Here is a 22,088-nt window from a genome sequence, read left to right as displayed (position 1 = left end):
CAAGATCCCCAGGACACGCCCTAGACCGGTTCGCGGAGCTCGGCTCGCGCGAAGTCGGCGATGCCGTCCGCGAAGCTGGTCTGTGCCTTGAATCCGAGCAGGCGTTCGGCGCGCGAAGGGTCCGCGACGACGTGCCGGACGTCCGCCGGCCTCGCGCCGCCCGCCACGACGGGAGCCGGGCCGTCGCAAGCCTTGGCGAGCTCGGCGGCGAGTTCGCCGACCGTGTGCGGCTGCCCGGAGCAGATGTTCACCGGGACGAGCTCGCCTGGTGTTCCGTCCGTGCGCAGGGCGAGGACGTTCGCCATGGCCACGTCGTGGACGTGCACGAAGTCTCGTTGCTGTCGCCCGTCTTCAAGCACGGTCGGTGCCTCGCCACGTTCCAAAGCGGACCGGAAGAGCGACGCGACACCCGCGTACGGAGTGTTCTGAGGCATTCGGGGCCCGTAGACGTTGTGGTACCGCATCGCCCACACGGTTCCACCGGTCTGGCGTGCCCACGCTCCGGCCAGGTGCTCTTGCGCGAGCTTGGTGGCGGCGTAGGTGCTCCGTGGGTTCAACGGCGCGTCCTCGGGGACCAGCCGCCAGCTGAGTGCTTCGCCGCACTCGCCGCAGGCAGGTTCGAACCTGCCCGCGTCCACATCGGACTGGCGCCGCGGTGACGGCGGCACGATGCCGTGGTCCTGGCAGGCATAGCGGCCCTCCCCGTAGACGACCATCGACGACGCCAGCACCAGTTTGGACACTCCGGCCGCGTACATCCCGGCCAGCAGCACGGCCGTGCCGTAGTCGTTGTGCAGTGCGTACGACGGCGCGTCGGACGGGTCGACGCCGTGACCGACCACCGCGGCCTGATGGCACACCGCGTCGACGTCCATCAGCAGCTCTTCGACCATCGCGGCGTCGGTGACGTCTCCGCGCAGGAACCGGTGCCGCCCGGTGTAACCCGGTGGCGTCCGCGCTCCGTGCGCGGTGGGCAGCAGGCTGTCCAGCACCACCACCTCGTCGCCCGCGTCGGCCAGCAGATCGGCGATATGGGACCCGATGAACCCGGCGCCGCCGGTCACTAGAACTCGCACACCGATCACGCTAGGACCGCCAGGTCCGCATGGCCCGCCGATGTGGCCGCACGTCATGGAATCGTCAGAACTCGCCCCGAATTCCCTCCGGTGGAAAACCGACTACGGTGGTCACCATGGAACGCAGCGCACAACGGCTGGGCCGCGCACTGGTGGTCATCGTGGACGACCGCGTCGCACACGGCGAACACGAGGACACGGCCGGCCCGCTGGTCACCGAACTGCTCGAAGAGACCGGCTTCATCGTCGACGGGGTCGTGGTCATCGACGCCGGCACCGCGGCGATCCGCAACGCACTCAACACCGCCGTGATCGGGGGCGCCGACCTGGTGATCACCGTCGGCGGCACCGGCGTCTCGCCGCGTGACCAGACGCCGGACGCCACGTCCGGCGTGCTCGACCGGCCGATCGCGGGCATCGCCGAAGCACTGCGTGCCTCCGGGCTCGCCGCGGGCGCCGTCGACGCCGGGATCTCGCGAGGTGTCGCGGGCATCTCCGGAAGCACCCTGGTGGTCAACCTCGCAGGCTCCCGCTCCGCGGTGCGCGACGGCATGGCCACGCTCTCGTCGCTCGTGCCGCACGTCATCAGCGAGCTCTCCGGCTTCGACGAGGAATGATCCGCAGGTCCCCACTCGGTCCGACCGGACCGGGTGGGACCATGGAGTCATGCCTTCACACCAGGACAAGCGCGCCGAGGAGGTCAAGCGCCGTCTTGACGAGGTCTTCGGCGACGTCCTGCCGGAGACCACTTCGGACGAGCGAGACCCTCAGCCGTCGAGCGCGGACAGCGACTCGTGGTACCTCGAGAACCGTCCGCCTCATCACGACCGCTAGGCCGTTCCTACCTGCCGTCGGTGGCCCGTCCGCTCCCGTTCTGCGCGCGCAGCAGATCGCGGATCTCGGTCAGCAGCTCGACATCGGTCGGCTCGGCGGGACCAGGCTCCTCGCCACGCTTGCGCCGCTCCTGGATGTGCTTCACCGGAAGCACGATCGCGAAGTACACGACCGCGGCCACGATCACGAAGTTGATCGCCGCGTTGATCACGCCGCCGAAGTCCATGAACGTCGCGCCGTTCGAGCTCAGGATCCGGAAACCGAGTCCCTGCGCGGCGTCCGAACCACCGATCGCGCTGATCAACGGCTTGATCAGGCCATTGGTGAACGCGGTGACGATCGTGGTGAACGCCGCGCCGATGACCACGGCGACCGCCAGGTCGACGACGTTTCCGCGCAGCAGGAAGTCCTTGAATCCCTTGATCATGTGAGCTCCTCGAAACTGGGTGGGGTTAGCGGAGCGTAACCGCTAACTCCTTCCCGAGCGACGAGGCGGCGACTTGTGTCGCGACATCGGCAGGCAGGGAAACGAGGACCATCGGGCCTTGCCCGGAAGAAGGCGGGCCGTGCCGGGACTCTCCGTCCCACGTCCGCACTTGGACCACCGAAGCCATGGTGGCCAGTACCTGCCGAAGGCTCGGGCCTCTGCCGACGGAGACGAGATCGATCCGGGAACCGGGATGCAGCAGGTCCGCGACGGCGGCGTCGGCCAACCGGATCGGCACGATGGACTCGCCGTCTGCGGCGGGCTTGGGAGCGGCGTCGGCAGCGGGCGCCGGAGGCGGTGTGGCGACGGCGGCCGGAGCCGGATCGCCGTGTCGCAGTTCGAACAGTCCGGCCAGCAGCAGCCCGACCGCGGTCGCCCGCCGGAGCATGCGTGCCGGGCGTCCGCGGAGGCGGGCTTGCAGGTCGATGAGAAGAGCGGGCTTGCGCGGAATACGCATGACGGGGTCCTTGCCGGAGTCAGGCGAGGGCGGGTCGCCTTCGCTCTGACACCGACGCTAGGACCAGCCAGTCAAGACGGGAAAGGCCGAAAATCCCGATCTGTGGATAACTGGGTAGATGTGGATAACTCGGCCGTCAGGGAGCCGCGGTCGCCGTTTTTGTCGTACCCGTGGAGGAGGATGAGGAGGGGCTCGTAGTGCTCGACGAAGAGGACCCGGAAGAAGACGAGGAGGAACCGCTGTCCGAGGACGAGCTCTTCGACTCGGTCTTCGCAGGCGCCGCGGCCGTCGTCGAAGCGGACTTCGAGTCACGCGAGTCGGTGCGGTAGAAACCGCTGCCCTTGAACACGACGCCGACCGACCCGAATACCTTGCGCAGCGGGCCTGAGCACTGAGGGCACTCGGTGAGGCTCGCGTCGGAGAACGACTGCACGGCTTCGAACCGGTGATCGCATTCCTTGCACGCGTACTGGTAAGTCGGCACTGCTGCTCCTTAACGAACTGGCACTCGGTCGGCAAGAGTGCTAACCCAATTGTGCTTCACCACATTCCCCGCGCGCAAACCCCCCTTGCTCACACTGGCCGGGGAACCAGGCCCTGACCTGGGGTCAGTGCCCCGCTCATGCGGACATCATGTGGTTCGGCAGGAAGCCGGCGCACCAGCTCGGCGTCCCGAACCACTGCCACCAGCTCGACGCCGGGCGCGGCGAAGACCAGCGATCGATCGTAGTAGCCCGCACCGCGACCCAGTCGGACGCCATCGTCGTCGACCGCGAGCGCGGGAACCAGTATGAGGTCGGCGGCGCCGATCGCGTCCACCCCTAGCCGGGTTCCTAAGGGCTCCATGAGCCCGCGAAGCCGACCAGGCCCGAGTGTCGCCGGGCCCTCGTAGCAAGCCCATTCGAGCGGGCCGCGAGTATCGGGGACGATCGGCAGCAGTACCTGTTTCCCCAGGTCCAGAAGTTGATCAAGGAGAGATAGGGAGCCGGGTTCGGTGCCGAACGGCACGTAGGCGCAGACGACGGAACCGGGCAACCGTGAAGCCGAACCGGTCAGTGCGAGCGCCTCCGCCGCGTGACTCTCCGCTTCCATTGAACGCCGTTCGGTGGTTATCTTCGAGCGCCACTCGGTCTTGCTCAGGTGCTCATTGCCCAGCCCGTCCACGAGGTCAGGTTAGGCTTTGCGCCCATGACGGGCGCAGCGACCAACCAGACGTTCCGAACCGCGATCGTGCCGGCCGCCGGGCTGGGTACCCGGTTCTTACCGACAACCAAGTCCGTGCCCAAGGAGCTGCTCCCGGTGATCGACACGCCGGCGATCGAGCTCGTCGCCAAGGAGGCAGCCGAGTCGGGTGCGACCCGGCTGGTGATCGTGACCTCGCCCGGCAAGGAATCGGTGATCAACCACTTCCAGCACTCTCCGGAGCTCGAGAGCGAGCTGGAGAGCCGCGGCAAGACCGCGCTGCTGGAAAAGGTGCGCCGTGGGCCCAACCTGATTGACGTCGAGGTGGCCATCCAGAAGCAGGCGCTCGGCCTTGGCCACGCCGTCGCGCAGGCCGAGCCGAACTTGACCGACGAGGACGAAGCCGTCGCCGTCCTGCTGCCGGACGACCTGGTGTTGCCCACGGGTGTGCTGGACCGCATGTCCGCCGTCCGTGCCGCGCGGGGCGGGAGCGTGCTCTGCGCGTTCGACATCCCCAAGGAGCAGATCTCGCCCTACGGCGTGTTCGACGTGTCCGACACCGACGACCCGGACGTCAAGCAGGTGCACGGGATGGTCGAGAAGCCGAAGCCGGAGGACGCGCCGTCGACCTACGCCGCCGCAGGCCGTTATCTGCTCGATCGGGCGATTTTCGACGCTTTGCGCCGCATCACCCCTGGTTCCGGTGGTGAACTGCAACTCACTGACGCGGTCGCGCTGCTCATCGCCGAGGGACACCCCGTTCACATCGTCGTCCACCGAGGCGGACGGCATGATCTGGGCAACCCCGGCGGCTTCCTGCGCGCGGCGGTCGATTTCGCGTTGGAGGACCCGGAGTACGGACCTTCACTGCGTGCCTGGTTGACCGAACGGATCGAGACCCCCCAGTCATGACGGAGCCCATCGGCGAGGCGGCCGAGACCGAATCCACGGCGGAGTTCCGTTCCGTCGACGAGCAGATCGCGCTGACACTGGACGCCGCCGTGCGGCCCAGGCCCGTGCGCGTGGCGATCTCCGAGGCGCAGGGTCTGCTGTGCGCCGAAGAGGTCGTCGCCGAGCACGCGTTGCCGGGGTTCGACCAGGCCGCCGTCGACGGTTACGCGGTGCGCAGCGTCGACGTGCGGAGCGCAGGCCAGGAGCCGGTCCAGCTGCCCGTCGTTGGCGAGATAGCGGCGGGCAGCCGCCAGCCCCGGCGGTTGCAGCCGGGGCAGGCGGTGCGCGTCGACACGGGCGCGCCGCTGCCGACGCTCGCCGACGCGGTCGTGCCGACCGCGTTCACCGACGGCCACCAGGCCAAGGTGACCGTGCACCGCTCGGTGCCGTCGGCAGGCTACGTCCGCCGTGCCGGTGAGGACGTCCAGATCGGCGACGTCGCGGTGCGCAAGGGCGACACGATCGGATCGGCGCAGGTGGGCCTGCTCGCCGCCGTCGGCCGCTCCAAGGTCCTGGTCTACCCGCGTCCCCGGGTTTCGATCGTCTCCGTCGGCGACGAGCTCGTCGACATCGACCGCACCCCGTCGGTCGGCCAGGTCTACGACGTCAACTCCTACGCGCTCGCCGCGGCGGCGCGTGACGCCGGCGCCGAGGTCAGCCGGGTCGGGATCGTGTCGAGCGACCCGAAACGGCTGCGCGAGATCGTCGAAGGCCGGCTGCTGATGTCCGAGATCGTCGTGGTCGCGGGCGGCGCGGGCGGTTCGAGCGGCGACGAGGTGCACGCCGCGCTGTCCGACCTCGGCCGCATCGACATGACCCGGATCGCCATGCATCCCGGCTCGGTCCAGGGCTTCGGCAGACTCGGTCCGGACTCGGTGCCCACCTTCCTGATCCCCGGCAACCCGATGAGCGCGCTCGTGGTGTTCGAGGTGCTGGTCCGGCCGCTGATCAGGGCGGCGCGCGGCACCCGCAACCCGCACCGCCGGATCGTCAGCGCGCGACTGCTGTCGCCGGTCACGTCGACCAAGGGCCGGAAGGGCTTCCTGCGCGGGCAGCTGCTGCGCGACGAAGGCAACGGCGAGTACCTCGTGCAGCCGCTCGGCACCTCCGGCGCGCACCTGCTGGCCTCGCTCGCCGAGGCGAACTGCCTGATCAACATCGACGAGGACCTCACCGAAGTCGCCGCGGGCGAGCAGGTCAAGGTCACCTTCCTGGCGCAGCGGGCGTAGTGGCCAGGCCGGTTTACGACGTTGAGAGCCGTCACCCCGGCTGGCCGATGAAGCTCGGACCGCTCGAGGTCGCCGCCGGCACAGTCGCGCTGCGCCCCATCCGCTTGCGCGACGCGGGCGAGTGGAGCAAAGCGAGGCTGCACGATCGAGCGCACCTGGAGAAGTGGGAACCCAGCGCGCCGGGCTCGTGGGCCGACCGCAACGCGTTCCTCTCGTGGCCTTCGCAGTGGGCGGCGCTGCGTTCGCTCGCGCGCCGCGGCCAATGCTTGCCGTTCGCGATCACCGTCGACGGCGTTTTCGCCGGTCAGATCACCGTCGGTAATGTGATCAGGGCCTCACTCCGGTCGGCCTGGGTCGGCTACTGGGTCTCGTCGAAGATCGTGCGCGGCGGCGTCGCGACGGCTGCCGTCGCGCTGGTCGCCGACCATGTCTTCACGGTCGGCGGGCTGCACCGGCTCGAGGCGACCGTCCGCCCCGAAAACACGCCCAGCCTGCGGGTTCTCGCCAAAGCGGGGTTCCGTGAGGAGGGGTTGTTCCGCCGCTACCTCGACGTCGCGGGCGGGTGGCGCGACCACCTCTGCTTCGCGATCACCGCCGAGGAGATCGGCGATGGCCTGGTGCCCAGACTGGTGGCCGCGGGGCGTGCCGACTACGCCGACCGCTGATTACAAGGTCAACACCGTAATCGCGTTACCACATGGGGTGAGAATCACCTAATTCGGTGACGCCTTTTCCTGATCTAGATCGGCGAGCCTCCGTCCGATCTGTTACTCCTGTGACTAGCGTGACGACAGAAGTGGATCGGGGGAGGTGACGGGAGTGCCCAGTTCGTTGATCATCGTCGCACTGGCGGTGGCATGGCTCGTCGTTCTCGTGCCCATGGTCGCGCGTAAGCGCCAGCAGGTGGCGCAGACCGCCGACTCGGCTTTGGCCGCCAGGGTGGTCCGGAGCGGGAGCGCGCGCAGCGACGCACGGGAGGAGTTCGCCATGGCTCAGGAGCCGTCGGTCGAAGACGATCTCGCCGAGCTTGAAGCAGGCCTCGACGAAGACCTGGAAGAGGACGAACCGGAGCCGCTCCCGCAGCCGAAACGGGTGCCGGTCCGCTCCGACAACCCACGAGGCTACCGGCCCGGCCGAGGCGGCTTCGACCCGGAGGCCGCCGAAATCGCGGCTCGGGCCAAGTACGCCTACCGCCAGCGCGTGGTCGTCGCCCTGCTGGTCCTCGTGATCATCACGGCGGCCGTCGCCGGCTTCGTCTGGCCGCTGGCCTGGTGGGGCAACGGCGTGGCGGACTTCGTGCTGATCGCCTATCTCGGCTACCTGCGTCGCCAGGTCCGCATCGAGTCGGAGATCCGCGCCCGCCGCATGGCCCGCCACGGCCACGGCCACGTCGGCGGAGGCGGACGCGTTCCCGTCCGCGAGCGGTTCGACGAGATCGAAGAAGAACCACTCGAAGACATCGAGGTCGTCTCCGCGGCCCGCCGGGAAGTCGTCGAGCGCAGGCCGTCGCCCACCTCGCGGCTGCGGCGGCAGGCCGTCGTCGTCGACCTCGACGACGAAGACCCGGCGTTCCACGAGCTCGACGAGCCCGGGACAAGGCCGTTTAGGCGTGCTTCAGGGGAGTAGGACCCCCGCGCGAGAGGCTCCATGAGCCCTTGATAGGCTCATGGAGCTTCAAACGAGGGGCTGTAGCGCAGTTGGTAGCGCGTCTCGTTCGCATCGAGAAGGTCAGGGGTTCGATTCCCCTCAGCTCCACCCTAGGGGTCTTACTAGAACACGGCACCGAAACAACGCCACGTAGTAGGACCTGAAGACCGTTGGTAGCCACGGGGCCGCCTCCCTTTTGGGAGGCGGCCCTTTTGGCATTTCGGGGCCGGGTGTCGGTTCGTGGCTCCGGCACGGTCACTTCGGCGGTCTGCCAGTCGCTCTGGACAGCGTGCAGGTGTGCGAAGGGCTCCCGGAGGCTGTGGTCGGCGATCTGGTCGTCATCGACGTAGATGCTGTGGAAGATCGCCTGGTTGAGCATGCGGCGTTGCTGTTCGTCGCAGCGGCGGTAGAGCTCTTGGGGGTTCTCCAACAAGGTGAGCGCGGCTTCGATGAGCCGGGCGCTGTCGGAGAGGTTCTCGGTCGTGGTGGTGAGGCGTTCGCCGAGGCGTCGTCGCTGGCGGGCGATCTCGCGAAGCTTGGTCTTGATCTTGTCTTGCCCGATGGTGGAGTCGGCCGCCAGTTCGATGAGGTTCTCTTCGCGGGTGTCCAGCGCCTGCAACTCGGTAGTGAGTTGTTTGTGGAGCAGTCGCTCGGACGCTTCCTGCTCGTCGATGGCGCGGGCGACCTCGGCGCGGACGGTGGCGACGAACTGGGCGCTGAAGCGGATCGTGGCGTAGTGGTTTTCCACGGCGTCTTCGATGAGGGCGACATTGATGTGCGGAGCTTCGCAGCTGCCGTTCTGCTTGTTGCGGCAGAAAAAGTAGGTGTATTCGCTGCCTCGGGAGTTGACGGTGTGCTGGACGATCAGCCGCTGGGTGATGCCCGCTCGCTTGCAGCGTCCACAGAACAACGAGCCCTTCAGGTAGTGGGGGTGCTCGCGGCGGCGTTCTCCTGCCGTGGAGCGGGATTCGAGGAGATCCTGGACGCGATCGAACAGGTCCTCGTCGATGAGCGGCTCGTGCCGGCCTTGGACTTCCTCGCCATCGACCTCTACGTACCCGAGGTAGTAGCGGTCTCGCAGCATCATGGAGAGCTTGTTGATCGACACCTGCTTGGCGGGATGGCGACCGGTGGGTCGGGTGCGCAGTCCGCGATCGTAGAGCTCGTCGGACAGGTCTTCCAACGAGTAGTCACCGGTGATGTAGAGCTCGAAAGCAAGCTGGACAAAGGGCGCACGTTCGGGGTCGACGGCGATGGTGCGGATCTCGCGGCCGTCGAACCGGTCGCGGACGTTGAGGTAGCCCAGCGGGGCGCGACCGATCGTGCCGCCATTCTTGGCTTTCTGCTTCATCTTGTACGCGATGTCGGCACCGGACTCTCGCGACTGGTACTCGTTGAAGGTGGCCAGGATGCCGTGCATGAGCTGACCAACCGGCGAGTCGTCGATCGACTCGGTGGCCGATACAAGGGTGACACCGCGTTTGCGAAGATCAGCCATGACGATGGCGTCGTCGAGCCGGTTCCGCGCCATCCGGGACAGCTTGTAGACGATGATGTAGTCGACGTCGCCCGCGTTGCGTACTCGCGTGAGCATCCGCTGGAACTCGACTCGCTTCGACATCTCGGTCGCCGTGCGACCAGGCTCGACGTATTCATCAATGATCGTCAAGCCGAGTTGCTCGGCTTTGCGCTGGCATTTGACGCGCTGGGCGGGTATCGAGATACCTTCGGGGTCGTAGTCGTTCTTGACCTGGCCAGCCGATGACACCCGCAGGTAGATCACTGCCCGGCTTCCCGGTTCCACCGCTTCGGCGACCGTCGATAGGACGGCAGGGAGAGCGTCATCCCCGAGCAGTTCGTCGACGAGATCGTCGTATGCGCTGGTCATCGCGCGCTCGCCTCGGTCGCCGAGTGCTCGGGCTCGATGAGCACGTCAACGACGTGCAGGCCGAGCTGATCGATGAGGCGTTGGCACGCCGCGCGCTGCGCGTCTAGGGAGGCAGTGGTGGCCGGGGCGTCTGATGCCACGCGCCGATAGGTGACGGCTCGAAGCTTCGGCTCGGCTGCGATCGAGGCCGCCGATAGTGCTGCGGGGAAAACACCCATGCACGAGTTGTCGGAAGGTTCTGCGTTCGCGCCCGTCATCCCACGCTCTTCTCGTCTAGTTCGGAATGGGAGATCGCCACAAATGGCTGCACCCAAAAAAGTCGGCATCTCCTTTTGTTCAATTCAAATATTACCTCGATGTGCCGCGATTCTTTTACGCCGCTTCCGAGCGGTTGATTTGTTTCTCTTCTGGCGCGACGTTTGATTCTCGCGTATTGAACGAGTCGTTTGCGGGAACGTCTTCGTCTTGCGTTGGTGTTGTTGCGAGACTCAGGATGACTTTTGCGAGCTTGCGAATGTCTGGCGGATCGTGGCGAACGCCTCGGATTGCAACACGCCGAGTATTGATGGGGTGGCCTTTTCTCTGCCTTCTCTTTCTCTGCGGAGTCATAGGTCACCCCGAACCGGAGCTGGCGGCCACGTCGTCGGCCGAGCACCCTGATTGTCCGCTGCCCCGCCGAGGTCTCCGGGCGGCGCCATCCCCGGTCGGCAGCGAGTCGTCGGTTCGTGGTGGCGAATGGTCAACTGGGAGTCTGCGGGCCGAAGCTGGCCGGACCTCCAGGAACGCCAGCTGTACTGGCTGAACGGGATAGCCCTCCCGCCGGAGTTCGTCGTTGACTTCCCGCTGCAGTGCGGTGATGGCTTCGATCGTCAGCCCGTCCGGGTAGTGGTTCGAGGCCATCACGCGGCCCGCCGGCGATCGGGCGGCAGCGCATTCGCGGAGAAGTCGTTGGCCCCGGCGGAGGCGGGGACACCCCACGAGCGCCGGTCGGCGGCGGCGAATTCCTCGACGGTCACCAGCGGCGGGTGCACCCACACCTCCGACCAGACCCAGTCAGCTCGCGGAGTCGGCTTTCCGTGGTGGGTGCGTCCCCAGACCTGGCGGCCGAGGTACTTCGGGTTGCGCAGGATCGCCCGCACAATCGCCACTGTCCACACGCCGGGCTCGCCCGTCTCGGGGTCCAACGGAGCGGGGTAGCGGGACGCGGCGAGTCGGCGACGGATCTCGGTGGTGGACATGCGGTCCTCGCCCCTCCACACGAAGATCATCCGTACCGTGGACGCTTCGACCGGCTCAATCAGCAGCCGGGTGCGCCAGCGCGGTCGTCGGCCCGCAGGAGTGACCCGGACCCGCCGGGCGCGATAGCCGTAAGGCACATCTCCGGTGTTGAAACCGGCGCGCACCAATTCCTCGGACACGGTGCGGGCCGCAGCGAGGTTCGTGGCGTGGTAGTCACGCAACACGTGCTGGCGAACGCGCCACGACGGCGTGGCCTCACCGGTGTCCGGCTCCGTCGCCGATCCGAACAGCAGGGCGCCCATCGCCGTGAGGCGCTGCCCGAAGCTCTGGCGGCCGGCGGTCGCAGCCCAACGCGGAATGCGGTCGCCGGACTGATCCTGCGCGGTGCTGTTCGAAGGCATGGCGGTTCTCCAATTCCGTGAAGGACTACGAGGTGCGCGCGTTCTGCGCGCGAGCGGCTGTCCGGCCTCCGGACATGGCGCGGCGAGCCAGGGCGGGTGCGTCCGGTCCTCTGGCCGCGTGCTCGCGGTCCCTAGCCGCGCGGCGGATGTCGGCCCGCGGTCGCGGTGGTGGTGCCCCCGCTTCCGCGGGCGAGCCCGGCAGCCCGGTCATGCCGCACGCTCCCCGGTGACCGGGGCTCCGGACCGGCACGACCACGGCGAGCACCCGTCGGGATCGTCGTCCTCCACCGCTTTGGTAGAGACCAGCCGCAGATGGCGCTTTCCGGGAGTGGGCGGGTCGAGGTCGACTTCGTCGAGAGGCTGACAAGACCGGTGCAGGAAGTACTGCCCGCGCAACTCCTGGCCCTGCCGGGTGGCGTGCGGGTAACCGTCGCGGATGGCCTTGTCGAACTCGACCGCCTCGGCCCAGCCGTCCGGATCGTGGTCGCGAATCCAGCGCCAGCCCGCGTTGCCGTGGAACGGGCAACCGACGCAGGCGCTTTTCACTGTCTCGCCGAACCCGTGCTCGGCGAGGTAGTCGGCACACCGCGTGCGGTCCCAGCCGAGGTCGATCAGCGGGAACACGTTGCGCAGGTACTTGACGCCGGAGTCCTTGGCGCGGGTGAACTCGTCAGTGCTGATACCGATGGCCTGCTCGACGTACACCCCGCGCGGCACCCGTCGCGGATGCGGGTAGCCGAGCAGTTCGCGCGCCGCCTTCTTCAGGGGCGAAATTTTGTACTCGCTAGTACATTGCCTGCGCGCCAGGCCGCGACTGCCGTCGGGGTTGAGCACGTGCAGTGGCATCGACACGAACCGGTGGGCGGGGTCGAGTGCGTCGTCGCGGATGTTGCCCGCCGACACCGTGCGCACCGGGATGCCGAACTTCTCCGCGTGCGCACGGAGCCGGGCGAGGTTCGCGTACACCGCGCGTGGTTCCCAGCCGGTGTCGGCGAACAGCGCGACATCGAAGCGCGGGATCACGCCCTCGCAGGCCAGCAGGAGCACGGCGCTGCTCTGGACCCCGGCGCCCAGCGAGAGGCATCGCAAGACCGGACCGGTGTCGTGAATGGAGGTTGGTGTGGTCATGCCGCGTTCGCCTCCTCCGCGTATCCGGAGGGCTCGGTAGAACCGGCGCCGAGGAGCGCGGCGAGGTCAGCGAGCAGCAACCCGACGGCGTACGTGGCCTGCTGCGGGACGACACCGTTGCCCAACGCACGAAGCTGCGCGGTGCGCGGCAGCGGAAGAGCCGTCACCCAGCCCGGCTCGAGCCCTTGGAGCCACTCGACGAAGGCAGGAGCCAACACGGGACGCCCATGAACGCCCGGTTGCGTGGGGAACGGTGCCGGTCGCCCGAGTACCTGTTCCCAGCGCCGCACGGCCGGCGCGTAGTCGCCCCAGTCCACCGCAGGATGCACCGATGCTGGCGAGGCGAGATCCGGGTCGGCGACGGCTACGAGATGCCGCCGCCCGCGTCCGGGACGAGCAGGCGCATCACCGCAGACGGCAGCATCAAGTCGCCCTTCGACCCCCGCTGCGCCGGGCAACCCTTCGTCCCGTCGGTTGCCCGAGGCGTCGGCAGGAACGCCTCGGGGTCGACCAACGGAAGCACTTGCTGCGACAACGGTGGCCGAAACCCGACCCCGGCCCGGCGTCCCGCCGTGCCGGAGTCCGACGCTCGCGGCGTCGGCAGCAGCCGCGCCTGGTCGGGTAGCGACGGACCGCCACCCTGCGTCTTGTGCGTGCAGTTCTTCGCGTCCGAGGCGGTCGGTGTCGGCAGTAGCCGCAACCGGTCCAACAGCGACGGTCCGCCCTGTCTGCTCGCCGCCGAGATGCCGTTGGAGGAGCCGTCGTGCGCGGTCGGCGTCGGCAGCATCTCCGCCTCCATGGTCGGCGGCACCGGTACGAGGCCAGGCGAGCAGGAACACTCGCTCGCGGCGGTGTGCCGCGCCGACATCGGCGGCGCGGACGCTACGCCAGAGCGCGTCATACCCTGCTTCGGCCAGGTCGCCGAGTACACGGTGGAGACCTCCGCCTTTCCAGCGAAGCGCGGCGACGTTCTCCACGACGAGCAGCGCGGGTCGTAGTAGGCGAACGCCCGCCACGATGTCGGTCCACAGGCCACTTCGCGCTCCGTTCTCGATGCCCGCGCGCCGCCCGGCGGCGGAGATGTCTTGACAGGGGAACCCGGCGGTGAGCACGTCAACCGGCTCCACCGCGGTCCAGTCGATGGCGCGCACGTCGCCGAGGTTGGGCACACCCGGCAGCCGGGCGGCGAGAATCTGAGCGATGTGCGGGTCCGGGTCGGCGACCCAGGCGACGCGTCCGCCGCCGAACGCGGCCAGCACGCCGAGGTCCAGTCCGAGGTAGCCGGTACACAAGGACCCGACGACCGGTCCAGGGCTCGCGCCGACCGACACGTTCTGCCGCGCTTCGCCCGGCACGGTCTGCGCGGTGGCCGCCCGCACCGCCCCCGCCGCCGTCGTGGTGACGGCGACGAGGGCGGGGGCGGAGTCGCGCCCCGACCGAACTCGGGTACGGAGCGGCCGGGTGGTCATGCCGCCCAGCTCTCCGGCACACCCGACTCGCCGCTCGGGTTCTCGGCGTGCCGCGCTCGGCCGGTGAGGAGCCGTCGGGAATCCTGACGGTCCGTCGAGATTCCTGAACCCGTCGCGCGGCGCAGGGCCGTGCGGAAAATCAGTACATCCTCATGGCTGATGAGGTGCAGCGGCAGCCCGGCTTCGCGCTGTTTGCGGATGAAGTCGCGCTGGAAGAAGCTGCCGCGCGCGACGAGGTCGTGCTCGGCCGCCCGCGCCAGCAGCGCGACGGACCGCTCGACCGGGATCAGGCCGGCGTGCAGTCCGCAGGCCAGGATCTGCGAGGGCAGGTCGATCAGTTCGGCGTGTTCGCGCCAGGGCCGGATGGTGATGGCGATGTGCCCGCCTGGCCGCAGGAACGGCACCAGTCCGGCGAGGATGCGGGTGAACCCGGCCAGCAGCCGGTGGTGCCCGATGTTGGCGAGGTTTCCGCGGTCGAGGGTGTTGCCGTAGAGGTGGTGGTACTTCTGTACCCCTGCGCCCGGTGCGACCGACACCTGCCCGTGTGTGGACGGACCGTACGGAGGTGAGGTGACCACGAGCGCGGCCTGCCCGGCGTACTCCGGCGGGAGCAGCGACGCGATCTGGCGGGCGTCGCCGTGGAACACCCGGCCGTCGTGGTCAACCCCGGCGTCGTGGGCGAGCGCGAGGTTGGCGCGGGCGACGTCGACCCAGTGCGGCTCGTATTCGATCCCGACCGCGCGGCGCCCGGCGTGCAGTGCTTCGACGAGGGTGGTGCCGATCCCGCACATCGGGTCGAGCACCAGGTCGCCCGGCTGCGTGTAGTGGGCGATCGCGTGCGCCGCGACGGCCGGGAGCATCTTCGCGGGGTGCGCGGTCGATTCAGGCGTGTAGCGGCCCTTGCGCTGGGCGGCCGGTGAGGTCTGCGCGGTCGTCCACACCGACACCGCAACGTCTCCGGCCGAGTCGTCGGCGACCAGCTCGGGCGGTGTGCCCGTGGTGCCGTCGAGGTCGTCGATGAGCGCGCGCGGGACGCGCTGGGTCGGCTCGTCCACCGGGTTCTCCTCACGGGCCGGGGCCGGGGTGGTAGCTGCCTTGGACATGGCGCGCGGGAAGCGGTCGTCGGCCACGGTCGTGCCTTCCTGGCGGTGGGCTTCGGGCTGGGCGGGGTTCGGCACCTGGGCGTGGGTCATCGGATGACTCCGCTCTCGAGTGCCGCGTCCGCCGGGCTCACGCGAGGCGGCTCGTAGTCGTGCGGTTGGGCGAAGACGAGGACGTCGGAGTGGATCCGCCGATGCGGTGCGGGCAGCCCGCGCACGACCGCGCGGTGTCGAGCCCGCGCTTCGTTTCCGGCCGTCGGACCGTCGGGCTCGGTGAGGGATTCGGCGTCGAACCGGCCGCCGCGCACCGGCGCGTGCAGGGCCACGATGTGCTGCAGGTAGAGCAGGTCGGCGTTCTGAGCGGAGGCCACGACCGCGCCGGTCGGGTCGATCAGCTCACCGGCGGGCCAGTCACAGTGGGTGAGAACGACGAGGATGCCGCCGACCCGCAGCAGTCGCGCCGCGACCAACGCCACGAGGTCGCTGGACTGGTCGCCGCCGTGCTCGGGGCGCAGGCTCGTGATGATCAGGTCGGTGTCCGCCGGCGCGTCCTCGGCACCGACGAACGCCCCGTCGCCGATGCCCGTCCGCACCGACGGGAAGGCGGTCACGGCCGAGCGATCGGCGTCGCCGACAAGGTCGGCCCAGAACGGTCGCGCACCCGGACCGGTGGCGGTCGGGTCCACCGCGACGCGCACCACGCGGCCGGTCCGGTCAAGCGCCTCGACGGCGGCGAGCGCGTCGGCCAGCGCGTGGTCCGGCTCGGTTGCCGGGGCGTGGTCGATCACCCCGTCCGCGCCGATCGACGCGAGCGGCGCACGGCTGCCGGAGGTCGGCCAGGGCAGCAGGGCGACCCGCCCGCCGGACTCGCTGAACGAGCTGACGATCTTGCTGACGATCGGTTCCGGCCAGGCCCTGTCGAGCTCGATCGGAGCCGGGCCGGCCGTCCAGACCGTCGCCGGGGTGGGCGTCGTCGCGGACCCGCGCGACCGGGAGCGAGTGCTCGCCGAACCGGGCTTGGCGGGACTGACCCTGGTGGTGGTCGACGCGGTCGGATAGGGGCGGCGATCCCCGCCTCGGCGGGTGCCGGAGCGGGTGCTCGCCGGGCGAGTCGTGTCACCGCGCCGCTTCGGTCCGCGGCTCGTGGGGCGGTCGGACTGGGTCATGGAATCCTCGCAGAACCTCTGGGGTGCGCGCCGCGATACGTGGCGCTCTGTGACACCCCCCGACTCCGAAAAACGACCCACTTTTCCAGGGCTGTTACCTAATCTTTATCGTCAATATTCGGCGCGATTCGGGGTCGAATAATGCACATGAGGCTCACGCGCGCGTGCTCGCGTAGAGCTTGTGTCGAGCCGTCCGTCGCGCGGGCTCCACAATTTTTCCGGCAACCTCAACGCGCGACGACAGTCCGGGCCGCCTCGCGGCCTGACCCTCGCCCCATGGGCCTATTACCGGATCGCCACCAAAACGCCACCAAAACACTGTTACTACAGCTCAGGGCCTATTACCGACGATCATCAAATGATCTTGTCTGACCTTCGCGGCGGGCGCTTCTCCAGGCTGTAGATGATCTTTGTGGCGCTTGGAGGCTGCTGTTCAAGATCATCGGTGGCGCTTTGGAGGCCATTTGGTGGCGGTTTCGTGGCGTTTTGGTGGACCTGATTTGGCTTCCTTGCGTGGTCACTGTTTCCCGGACCACGCAAAGGAGCCGTCATGGCCCCGAATCGCATATTCCGCCGCACGTCTTTTGAGCGTGACTCGCTTCCGCTGGATTCCGCGCGGACGGCGTTCGAGTGGTTGGTCACCGGGCCGAGCCCGGTCTCCATCGAAGGCTGGCTCTTCCCCGGTCTGCCCCGGCGGCGGGTGCCCCTGGACGAGCTGCGGGACCTGCTTCTCGACGCCAACCTTCCGATGTCCACCGTGGACCCGATCTGGGTCCACCTGGTCACCCGTTCTCGCGACGAGGGCGGCACCTGGACCGTCGCGTGCGTCGGCGTCGCGCTGCCCGCGCTGTTCGCCATTGCCGCCGAGTTGTCCGCGCCGTACGCCGACGACCACCGCGACATCCACGCCGCGATTCTGACCGGCTTCCTGTCCGAACTGGCGAGCATCGACCTCGCCAGGCCGTGGGTCATGTGGCGGCTGCGCTGCGCGGGCCTGCGCGCGGGACACCTCTTCATTCGCGAGGCACTCGACCGCCCGATGCCCACCGATGAGGACTTCCACTCCAGCGAACCCACCCCGCCGTGGGGGCACCCGGACTTCGTCCTCGCCCGCGCCGTCGCCGATGGGGCGATCACCGGCGACGAGGCCGAACTAATCGGCTCCACCCGCCTCGAGGACTACACGCTCACCGCCGCCGCGGCCGACCGCGGAGTCAAGGTCACCGCCCTGCACTGGGTCCGCAGTCAAGCCGAAGCGCGCCTGCTCGCATGGCTCACCGACCAGGCACCGCACGACGACCCCGCCGACCGCCGCGAGCGCGACGTGGAGATCCGCGCGGTGAACGCGACGGCCATCACCGCCGCCGCGAGCGACGCCAACCGTGCCGCGCGCCGACCGACCCGGAAGTCACGCACGGTGACCAGGATCGGCGGAAAGTCGTTGGTCACGGTTCGGTCACGCGCCTGGAAAAAGGCCCCCGAATCCGGAGTCGAGGGCTGCGGGAGGACCCCAGCCGCTCCCGCGCACACCACCTCGCTCGACCGCTCGACCGGAACACCCCGGCAGCTGTCGAGCACGACTCCGGAGGTGCCGCGATGCGCCTGACCCATTCGCCCGTCCGCCGCCGGCCAGACCGTCGCAGCAGCGACCGTCGGCCTCGCCGTGGACCCGTCCTCCTCCCGCTCGGAGCGGCTCGCCGAGCCCGCCGGGCTACCTCCTGCACCTCACGGCCGACCACTCCCACGTCCACCACACCTCGGATGTCTTCCCTGTCGGCTGGCCGTCGTCGGACCACACTTCGGCGGAACCTCGCGCTGCTCACCGGCGTGGCCGTCATCGCGCTGTTCGTGCCCGCCTCGGCCGCGCACGCGGACACCGTGGTGGTCGCCCTGGCCGGATCTGTTGATCAGGTTCTGACCAACATCCGCAACTGGGTGATGGGCGTGCTCGCCGGTTTGGCGACCGTCTTCCTGTCCATCGGCGGGGTGCGCCGGGTGATGGGCGGCGGCGATCCCGGCGAGCAGGAGAAGGCGGCGCTTTGACTGACCAGCCGTCCGACCCATACGCGGCGGTTTCCGCGTGGACTACGACATCCTCGTCAGTTCGCCGAGCGCCCGGCGTCACCAAGAGCAGGTTCTTCCGCCACTTCACCGGCAAGTGCGAGCTGCTGGTCGCCGGGCAGGAGATTCTGAGCCGACTGCTCACCGAAGTGCCCGAAGGCGTCGCCCACTCGACGCGGTCGAGTCCGGTCGCGTCCGCGCGTCGACGGCGATGGACCAGGTGAGCCATTGATCGCCCGCGCCTTCAAGCGTGGCTACGCGGACTGGTCCGAAGGCGACCGCGCGACTGGGGACTACTTCGCCGAGTGCGAACTGCGCGCCGCGAGCGCCTCGCTGGGCATCGTTTCGGTCGGGTTGGTCGTCTGTCCTGTTTGGTGCTACGTCCAACTGTGCGACAATGCGTGATGCGATCGTGGGCGGCGAGAGCGGTGGTCGCCCGCTCGTCGTGTCGGCCCGCGTGAATCGAGGTGCCATGGACGTTTCGGCCGTGCGCAACGCCATCGCGCTGGTTCGCGCTCCGTTGCCCTTCGTGCTCGGCTTCACTGACGGGCCGCCGGTCACCCGGATCCGCGCGGGCACGTCGTCGATGTATGTGGTCAACGATCCGGGGTTACTGCAGGCGGTGCTGGCCACCGATGAGCACCGGTTCGTGATGGGCAAGCTGATCACCAGGGCGCGCGCCTCGTTCGGCGAAGGCCTGGGGATGAACGTCATGACCCCGCGGGGTTTGCGGCTCCACGAACCGAGGCTGGCTCAGCGCCGCGCGATCCAGCCCGCTTTCCGGCGCGAGCACCAGCTGTTCTACCAGCAGGTCATCGCGCGGACGATCGCCGACCGCTTGGCGGGCTGGGAGAGCGGCGGTGTGGTCGACCTGTGCGTCGAGGGGCGCGGGATCGGTTTCAGGGCCGCGATCCGGGCACTGCTCGGCCAGTCCGGGCCCGCCGAGGACGAGATTGTTTCGGCCATGGAGGACTTGCTCGGCGACGTGGTCCGGTACACCCTTACGCCGCGGTGGTTGACCGCGCTCCCGATGCGGTGGAGCCGCCGTTACCGGGCCACCTTGAGCAGGCTCGACGAGTTGCTGTCCGACAGGGCGTCGAACGGCTCGTCGCCATTGCTGAGCGCGTTGCGCGCGGCACGTGATGCGAAGGGTGAACCGCTGACCCGCGAACAGGTGCGGGACCACTTGCTCACCATCGTCGGCGCGGGCACCGAAACCGTGTCGGACACCATTCCGTGGCTTTTCCACGAGCTGCACCGGAATCCTGCCGTCGCGGACCGGGTGCGCGCGGAAGTACGAGCCGCGTTGGCCGATCGGCCGCTGGAGGCGCTCGACATCCGGGCCATGGAATACTGCCTACGAGTCGTCCACGAGACACTGCGGCTGCACTCTCCGCAATGGCTGCTGTCGCGCCGGACGATCGAGCAGGTTCGTCTCGGCACCACGGTTGTGCCCGCGGGCGCCACCGTCGTCTACAGCTTGTACGCGCTGCACCGTGATCCGCGCTTCTACCCGGAGCCGGAGCGGTTCGACCCAGACCGTTGGACGCCACCTGCCCGCGCGGCGTTGCCTCGGTGCGCGTTCATCCCGTTCTCGACCGGCAGTGGCCGGTGTATCGGGGACGGCTTCGCGCTGACCGAACTGGTGATGGTGCTCGCCGCGCTCGCCGACCGCTGGCGGCTGGTGCCGACAGCGGGCCCACCGCCCCGGGAGGTGGTGGGCCTGACGGTCCGGCCGGATCGGATGCCGATGGTGTGCTCACTCGCGACGATGGAGAAGGTGGTTCGATGACCTGGCTGACCCGTACGCTCGGGCTGCTCACAGCTGGCTACGGAGTGGCAGTGCTGGCCAGGCCGCAGCTCTTGGCGAAACCGTGCGCGTTGACCGAGGCGGACGGCTCCGTTCCGGTGTCGGTGGCCGCCCTCGCCCGCGCGGCGGGCGTGCGGGACCTGGCTTCGGGTGTGGCCCTCGCCCTGGCTCCGGCGGGAGGGCCGTTGCGCTTGGCGGTGGCTTTGCGCACGGCGGCGGACCTTTCGGACGCGGTGCTGTTCGGGCTCGCCTTGCCGAATCCCACCACGAGGAAAAGGGCGGCGGCGGGGGCCGCCGCGTGGGGGGTGCTGTGCGCGTTGAGCGCGGTACCCGATCGAGCCCGCTGACCACTCAGCGTTCGTCGAGGAAGGCCCGGATCGCCGGGACGAGCCGGTGGTCGTCCAGCACGAGGCGCCTGCCCCGTCTGGGCAACACCACCAGCCGGGCGTCCGGGATCCGATCCGCGGTGAGCCGGATCAATTCGAGCGGGTAGCCGGCGTCCCGGTCACCCGCTACCAGCAGCGTCGGGGCGGTGATCTCCGGGAGGCGGTCGGTGAGATCGAAGGTGATCTCCGCGTTCATCACGGCGATGAGATCGGGTGGGTGATGGGCGCGATCGATGGGTTCCATCGCCCGCAAGACGGCGGTGGCGATGTACTGCCCCAGCGGCGAAACCGCCGCGCCACGGCCCAACGCCGCGTACGCGGCCATCCGCTCGGAGCGGCGAAGGTGGTCGGCGCAGTCCTGGCGTGCGGTCCGCGCGGATTGGCCCAGCCTGCACGCGGTGCCGATGAGGACGAGTTTCCGCAGCAGATCAGGACGGTCGGCGGCGAGCTGTTGCGCCACGAGCCCCCCGGTCGCGACGCCCACGACGTCGACCGGCCCAGAGAAGTGCTCGCTGAGTGCGGTGGCGTGCTGGGCAGCCAGCTCAGCCATCGAAACGTTTTCGTCGAGACCGGGTTTCCGGCTGACCAGGTGGATACGACGCTCGCGCATGAGGCCGGCGAACGGCCGGAGTTCGGTCCAGCGCCAGAACCCGACCGGGTTGGCGTTGTTGGGCGCGAAGTGCCTGAACACGACGAGTGGCGGACCTTGGCCTGCCGTCAGCACGGGAAGTCCGCCTGGAAGCAGGCCTTCTCGGACCGGCCCCACCGAGAGCTTCATTCGCTCCTCCTCGTGATCATGATTCGTGGCAGCCGCCCACCCACTTTGCCGTGCGCACGCAGCACTACGGAAGCGACCAGCGCATCGAGCGCCGACGGCGCGGGCAAGCCGAACGCGGTACGCACCTGGCAGTCGAGCAGCACGGCCGTCGCGGTTCGAGCCCAGCGGCGAAACCGACGGGGCCAACGCCTGGTCAGATGGTCAAGAGCCGCGTCGAGGAGCGCCTCGTTCGTCCGCGCGTAGCGCGCGTGGGCACTGAGGTGCTCTTCGACCAGTCGCTCCAGTTCGATCACCGGCCGAGGGAGATCGATCACCCCGGTCAGTTCACCCAGCCGTGTGTAGAACGCGATCACGGCCGAGGTCTTCGCCTCCGGCCACGGCCTGCTCAGCACGCGTTCGGACCACTGGCGGGGAATGACGACGAAAGCGGCGAGCGCGAACCTCATGTCGTCAGCGGAGAGCCCGGCGCGCCGGTGCGCGTGCGCCATCCGCCGGATCGCGCTGCGGGCGGGCTTGCTCTCGAAGCCCGAAGAAACGACCGTCCTCAGTAGATTCACGGTGACCGCGTGCCGGGAGAGCGGATCGCGGGAGTACTCGCCGGAGTCGATGAGCAGCGCGCTGTACCTCGGTATCGCGAAGACGTGGACGAGCGCGAGCATCAACCCCGAGTAGTAGTCGGTCGACTGCCGTCCCGCCAGGGCGGACCGCATTCCCAGCGCTGGGTCGGGCTCGGCGGCGCGGACTCGTTCACCCGGTGGGACGGGATGGTTCATGCGGTCTCCGGTGCGGGTCGACTGCG

25 protein-coding genes, 1 tRNA gene and 1 pseudogene are annotated in these 22,088 nt (G+C 68.9%); 13 read left to right on the top strand and 14 right to left on the bottom strand.

Features of this window, described 5'->3' with window-relative positions:
* Positions 1-20 precede the first annotated feature (20 nt).
* Positions 21-1,076: an NAD-dependent epimerase/dehydratase family protein gene (locus AB5J62_RS37455; protein WP_370944775.1), complete on the bottom strand. Its 1,056-nt coding sequence runs from the start codon at positions 1,074-1,076 to the stop codon at positions 21-23.
* A 116-nt stretch (positions 1,077-1,192) separates the two neighbouring features.
* Between AB5J62_RS37455 and AB5J62_RS37450 the strand changes: the two genes are divergently transcribed.
* Entirely contained in the window at positions 1,193-1,693 is a 501-nt protein-coding gene (locus tag AB5J62_RS37450; RefSeq protein WP_370944774.1) for a molybdenum cofactor biosynthesis protein B, read from the top strand.
* 49 nt (positions 1,694-1,742) lie between these two features.
* Complete coding sequence (locus tag AB5J62_RS37445; RefSeq protein ID WP_370944773.1) at positions 1,743-1,910, top strand: hypothetical protein; 168 nt, start codon at positions 1,743-1,745, stop codon at positions 1,908-1,910.
* Between the two features lie 7 nt (positions 1,911-1,917).
* Here AB5J62_RS37445 and mscL read toward each other — a convergent pair whose 3' ends face one another.
* From mscL to AB5J62_RS37425, 4 genes are all read right to left on the bottom strand, one after another.
* The gene (mscL, locus tag AB5J62_RS37440; protein ID WP_370944772.1) at positions 1,918-2,337 is read right to left on the bottom strand and encodes a large-conductance mechanosensitive channel protein MscL; all 420 of its coding nucleotides are present in this window, start codon (positions 2,335-2,337) and stop codon (positions 1,918-1,920) included.
* A gap of 25 nt (positions 2,338-2,362) precedes the next feature.
* Positions 2,363-2,854, bottom strand: a complete 492-nt coding sequence (locus AB5J62_RS37435; protein ID WP_370944771.1) for a hypothetical protein — start codon at positions 2,852-2,854, stop codon at positions 2,363-2,365.
* A 136-nt stretch (positions 2,855-2,990) separates the two neighbouring features.
* Complete coding sequence (locus AB5J62_RS37430; RefSeq protein WP_370944770.1) at positions 2,991-3,338, bottom strand: FmdB family zinc ribbon protein; 348 nt, start codon at positions 3,336-3,338, stop codon at positions 2,991-2,993.
* A gap of 89 nt (positions 3,339-3,427) precedes the next feature.
* Positions 3,428-4,018, bottom strand: coding sequence for a 5-formyltetrahydrofolate cyclo-ligase (locus AB5J62_RS37425; RefSeq protein WP_370944769.1), 591 nt, complete (start codon positions 4,016-4,018; stop codon positions 3,428-3,430).
* A 24-nt stretch (positions 4,019-4,042) separates the two neighbouring features.
* On the opposite strand from AB5J62_RS37425, the gene AB5J62_RS37420 reads away from it, so the two are divergent.
* From AB5J62_RS37420 to AB5J62_RS37400, 5 genes are all read left to right on the top strand, one after another.
* Positions 4,043-4,948, top strand: coding sequence for a UTP--glucose-1-phosphate uridylyltransferase (locus AB5J62_RS37420; RefSeq protein WP_370944768.1), 906 nt, complete (start codon positions 4,043-4,045; stop codon positions 4,946-4,948).
* Positions 4,945-6,216: a gephyrin-like molybdotransferase Glp gene (gene glp / locus AB5J62_RS37415; protein WP_370944767.1), complete on the top strand. Its 1,272-nt coding sequence runs from the start codon at positions 4,945-4,947 to the stop codon at positions 6,214-6,216. Before AB5J62_RS37420 ends, glp begins: the two co-directional genes overlap by 4 nt.
* 47 nt (positions 6,217-6,263) lie before the next feature.
* On the top strand, positions 6,264-6,881 hold the full coding sequence (locus AB5J62_RS37410) for a GNAT family N-acetyltransferase (RefSeq protein ID WP_370944766.1): 618 nt from the start codon (positions 6,264-6,266) through the stop codon (positions 6,879-6,881).
* A 154-nt stretch (positions 6,882-7,035) separates the two neighbouring features.
* On the top strand, positions 7,036-7,842 hold the full coding sequence (gene glpR / locus AB5J62_RS37405) for a gephyrin-like molybdotransferase receptor GlpR (protein WP_370944765.1): 807 nt from the start codon (positions 7,036-7,038) through the stop codon (positions 7,840-7,842).
* A gap of 56 nt (positions 7,843-7,898) precedes the next feature.
* Positions 7,899-7,971, top strand: a tRNA-Ala gene (locus AB5J62_RS37400).
* 685 nt (positions 7,972-8,656) lie between these two features.
* Here the strand turns inward: AB5J62_RS37400 and AB5J62_RS37395 are convergent.
* The 7 genes and pseudogenes from AB5J62_RS37395 to AB5J62_RS37365 form a co-directional block, all read right to left on the bottom strand.
* A pseudogene (locus AB5J62_RS37395) lies at positions 8,657-9,751 on the bottom strand (recombinase family protein); the annotation flags it as partial.
* An 899-nt stretch (positions 9,752-10,650) separates the two neighbouring features.
* On the bottom strand, positions 10,651-11,391 hold the full coding sequence (locus tag AB5J62_RS37390) for a recombinase family protein (protein WP_370944764.1): 741 nt from the start codon (positions 11,389-11,391) through the stop codon (positions 10,651-10,653).
* Positions 11,392-11,416: 25 nt separating this feature from the next.
* Positions 11,417-11,602, bottom strand: coding sequence for a hypothetical protein (locus tag AB5J62_RS37385; RefSeq protein WP_370944763.1), 186 nt, complete (start codon positions 11,600-11,602; stop codon positions 11,417-11,419).
* Positions 11,599-12,519: a hypothetical protein gene (locus AB5J62_RS37380; protein WP_370944762.1), complete on the bottom strand. Its 921-nt coding sequence runs from the start codon at positions 12,517-12,519 to the stop codon at positions 11,599-11,601. Before AB5J62_RS37380 ends, AB5J62_RS37385 begins: the two co-directional genes overlap by 4 nt.
* Positions 12,516-13,988: a DNA cytosine methyltransferase gene (locus tag AB5J62_RS37375; RefSeq protein WP_370944761.1), complete on the bottom strand. Its 1,473-nt coding sequence runs from the start codon at positions 13,986-13,988 to the stop codon at positions 12,516-12,518. The genes AB5J62_RS37380 and AB5J62_RS37375 overlap by 4 nt, the downstream gene beginning before the upstream one ends.
* On the bottom strand, positions 13,985-15,181 hold the full coding sequence (locus AB5J62_RS37370; RefSeq protein WP_370944760.1) for a TRM11 family methyltransferase: 1,197 nt from the start codon (positions 15,179-15,181) through the stop codon (positions 13,985-13,987). The genes AB5J62_RS37375 and AB5J62_RS37370 overlap by 4 nt, the downstream gene beginning before the upstream one ends.
* Positions 15,178-16,254, bottom strand: a complete 1,077-nt coding sequence (locus AB5J62_RS37365; RefSeq protein ID WP_370944759.1) for a hypothetical protein — start codon at positions 16,252-16,254, stop codon at positions 15,178-15,180. Before AB5J62_RS37365 ends, AB5J62_RS37370 begins: the two co-directional genes overlap by 4 nt.
* A gap of 550 nt (positions 16,255-16,804) precedes the next feature.
* Here AB5J62_RS37365 and AB5J62_RS37360 point away from each other — a divergent pair.
* The 6 genes from AB5J62_RS37360 (at position 16,805) to AB5J62_RS37335 (ending at position 20,472) form a co-directional block, all read left to right on the top strand.
* Entirely contained in the window at positions 16,805-17,860 is a 1,056-nt protein-coding gene (locus AB5J62_RS37360) for a hypothetical protein (protein ID WP_370944758.1), read from the top strand.
* Positions 17,861-18,015: 155 nt separating this feature from the next.
* Positions 18,016-18,297 carry a hypothetical protein gene (locus AB5J62_RS37355; RefSeq protein ID WP_370944757.1) on the top strand — a complete coding sequence of 94 codons (282 nt, stop codon included), beginning with the start codon at positions 18,016-18,018 and terminating at the stop codon, positions 18,295-18,297.
* On the top strand, positions 18,294-18,539 hold the full coding sequence (locus AB5J62_RS37350) for a hypothetical protein (RefSeq protein WP_370944756.1): 246 nt from the start codon (positions 18,294-18,296) through the stop codon (positions 18,537-18,539). Before AB5J62_RS37355 ends, AB5J62_RS37350 begins: the two co-directional genes overlap by 4 nt.
* A gap of 4 nt (positions 18,540-18,543) precedes the next feature.
* Complete coding sequence (locus tag AB5J62_RS37345) at positions 18,544-18,720, top strand: hypothetical protein (RefSeq protein ID WP_370944755.1); 177 nt, start codon at positions 18,544-18,546, stop codon at positions 18,718-18,720.
* Positions 18,713-20,107, top strand: coding sequence for a cytochrome P450 (locus tag AB5J62_RS37340; protein ID WP_370944754.1), 1,395 nt, complete (start codon positions 18,713-18,715; stop codon positions 20,105-20,107). The genes AB5J62_RS37345 and AB5J62_RS37340 overlap by 8 nt, the downstream gene beginning before the upstream one ends.
* Complete coding sequence (locus AB5J62_RS37335; protein ID WP_370944753.1) at positions 20,104-20,472, top strand: hypothetical protein; 369 nt, start codon at positions 20,104-20,106, stop codon at positions 20,470-20,472. Before AB5J62_RS37340 ends, AB5J62_RS37335 begins: the two co-directional genes overlap by 4 nt.
* Positions 20,473-20,476: 4 nt before the next feature.
* Here AB5J62_RS37335 and AB5J62_RS37330 read toward each other — a convergent pair whose 3' ends face one another.
* Together AB5J62_RS37330 and AB5J62_RS37325 are read right to left on the bottom strand one after the other, a co-directional pair.
* Positions 20,477-21,289: an alpha/beta fold hydrolase gene (locus tag AB5J62_RS37330; RefSeq protein ID WP_370944752.1), complete on the bottom strand. Its 813-nt coding sequence runs from the start codon at positions 21,287-21,289 to the stop codon at positions 20,477-20,479.
* Positions 21,286-22,062 (bottom strand): oxygenase MpaB family protein, encoded by a 777-nt coding sequence (locus tag AB5J62_RS37325; protein WP_370944751.1) that lies wholly within the window; start codon positions 22,060-22,062, stop codon positions 21,286-21,288. The genes AB5J62_RS37330 and AB5J62_RS37325 overlap by 4 nt, the downstream gene beginning before the upstream one ends.
* Positions 22,063-22,088 lie beyond the last annotated feature (26 nt).

The organism is Amycolatopsis sp. cg5 (genome assembly GCF_041346955.1).
In the GTDB taxonomy this organism is placed as follows: Bacteria; Actinomycetota; Actinomycetes; order Mycobacteriales; family Pseudonocardiaceae; genus Amycolatopsis.
Note: the sequence above shows the minus strand (reverse complement) of the source record. Positions and strands in the feature narration are given on the sequence as shown.

Excerpts from the sequence above, each read along its gene's own strand:
- AB5J62_RS37365 (WP_370944759.1), bottom strand. The coding sequence starts at position 16,254 with ATGACCCAGTCCGACCGCCCCACGAGCCGCGGACCGAAGCGGCGCGGT.
- AB5J62_RS37370 (WP_370944760.1), bottom strand. The coding sequence starts at position 15,181 with ATGACCCACGCCCAGGTGCCGAACCCCGCCCAGCCCGAAGCCCACCGC.
- AB5J62_RS37445 (WP_370944773.1), top strand. The coding sequence starts at position 1,743 with ATGCCTTCACACCAGGACAAGCGCGCCGAGGAGGTCAAGCGCCGTCTT.
- AB5J62_RS37380 (WP_370944762.1), bottom strand. The coding sequence starts at position 12,519 with ATGACCACACCAACCTCCATTCACGACACCGGTCCGGTCTTGCGATGC.
- AB5J62_RS37450 (WP_370944774.1), top strand. The coding sequence starts at position 1,193 with ATGGAACGCAGCGCACAACGGCTGGGCCGCGCACTGGTGGTCATCGTG.
- AB5J62_RS37325 (WP_370944751.1), bottom strand. The coding sequence starts at position 22,062 with ATGAACCATCCCGTCCCACCGGGTGAACGAGTCCGCGCCGCCGAGCCC.
- mscL (WP_370944772.1), bottom strand. The coding sequence starts at position 2,337 with ATGATCAAGGGATTCAAGGACTTCCTGCTGCGCGGAAACGTCGTCGAC.
- AB5J62_RS37335 (WP_370944753.1), top strand. The coding sequence starts at position 20,104 with ATGACCTGGCTGACCCGTACGCTCGGGCTGCTCACAGCTGGCTACGGA.
- AB5J62_RS37330 (WP_370944752.1), bottom strand. The coding sequence starts at position 21,289 with ATGAAGCTCTCGGTGGGGCCGGTCCGAGAAGGCCTGCTTCCAGGCGGA.
- AB5J62_RS37435 (WP_370944771.1), bottom strand. The coding sequence starts at position 2,854 with ATGCGTATTCCGCGCAAGCCCGCTCTTCTCATCGACCTGCAAGCCCGC.
- AB5J62_RS37360 (WP_370944758.1), top strand. The coding sequence starts at position 16,805 with ATGGCCCCGAATCGCATATTCCGCCGCACGTCTTTTGAGCGTGACTCG.
- AB5J62_RS37410 (WP_370944766.1), top strand. The coding sequence starts at position 6,264 with ATGAAGCTCGGACCGCTCGAGGTCGCCGCCGGCACAGTCGCGCTGCGC.
- AB5J62_RS37420 (WP_370944768.1), top strand. The coding sequence starts at position 4,043 with ATGACGGGCGCAGCGACCAACCAGACGTTCCGAACCGCGATCGTGCCG.
- AB5J62_RS37375 (WP_370944761.1), bottom strand. The coding sequence starts at position 13,988 with ATGACCACCCGGCCGCTCCGTACCCGAGTTCGGTCGGGGCGCGACTCC.
- glp (WP_370944767.1), top strand. The coding sequence starts at position 4,945 with ATGACGGAGCCCATCGGCGAGGCGGCCGAGACCGAATCCACGGCGGAG.
- AB5J62_RS37355 (WP_370944757.1), top strand. The coding sequence starts at position 18,016 with ATGTCTTCCCTGTCGGCTGGCCGTCGTCGGACCACACTTCGGCGGAAC.
- AB5J62_RS37385 (WP_370944763.1), bottom strand. The coding sequence starts at position 11,602 with ATGACCGGGCTGCCGGGCTCGCCCGCGGAAGCGGGGGCACCACCACCG.
- AB5J62_RS37390 (WP_370944764.1), bottom strand. The coding sequence starts at position 11,391 with ATGCCTTCGAACAGCACCGCGCAGGATCAGTCCGGCGACCGCATTCCG.
- AB5J62_RS37340 (WP_370944754.1), top strand. The coding sequence starts at position 18,713 with ATGCGTGATGCGATCGTGGGCGGCGAGAGCGGTGGTCGCCCGCTCGTC.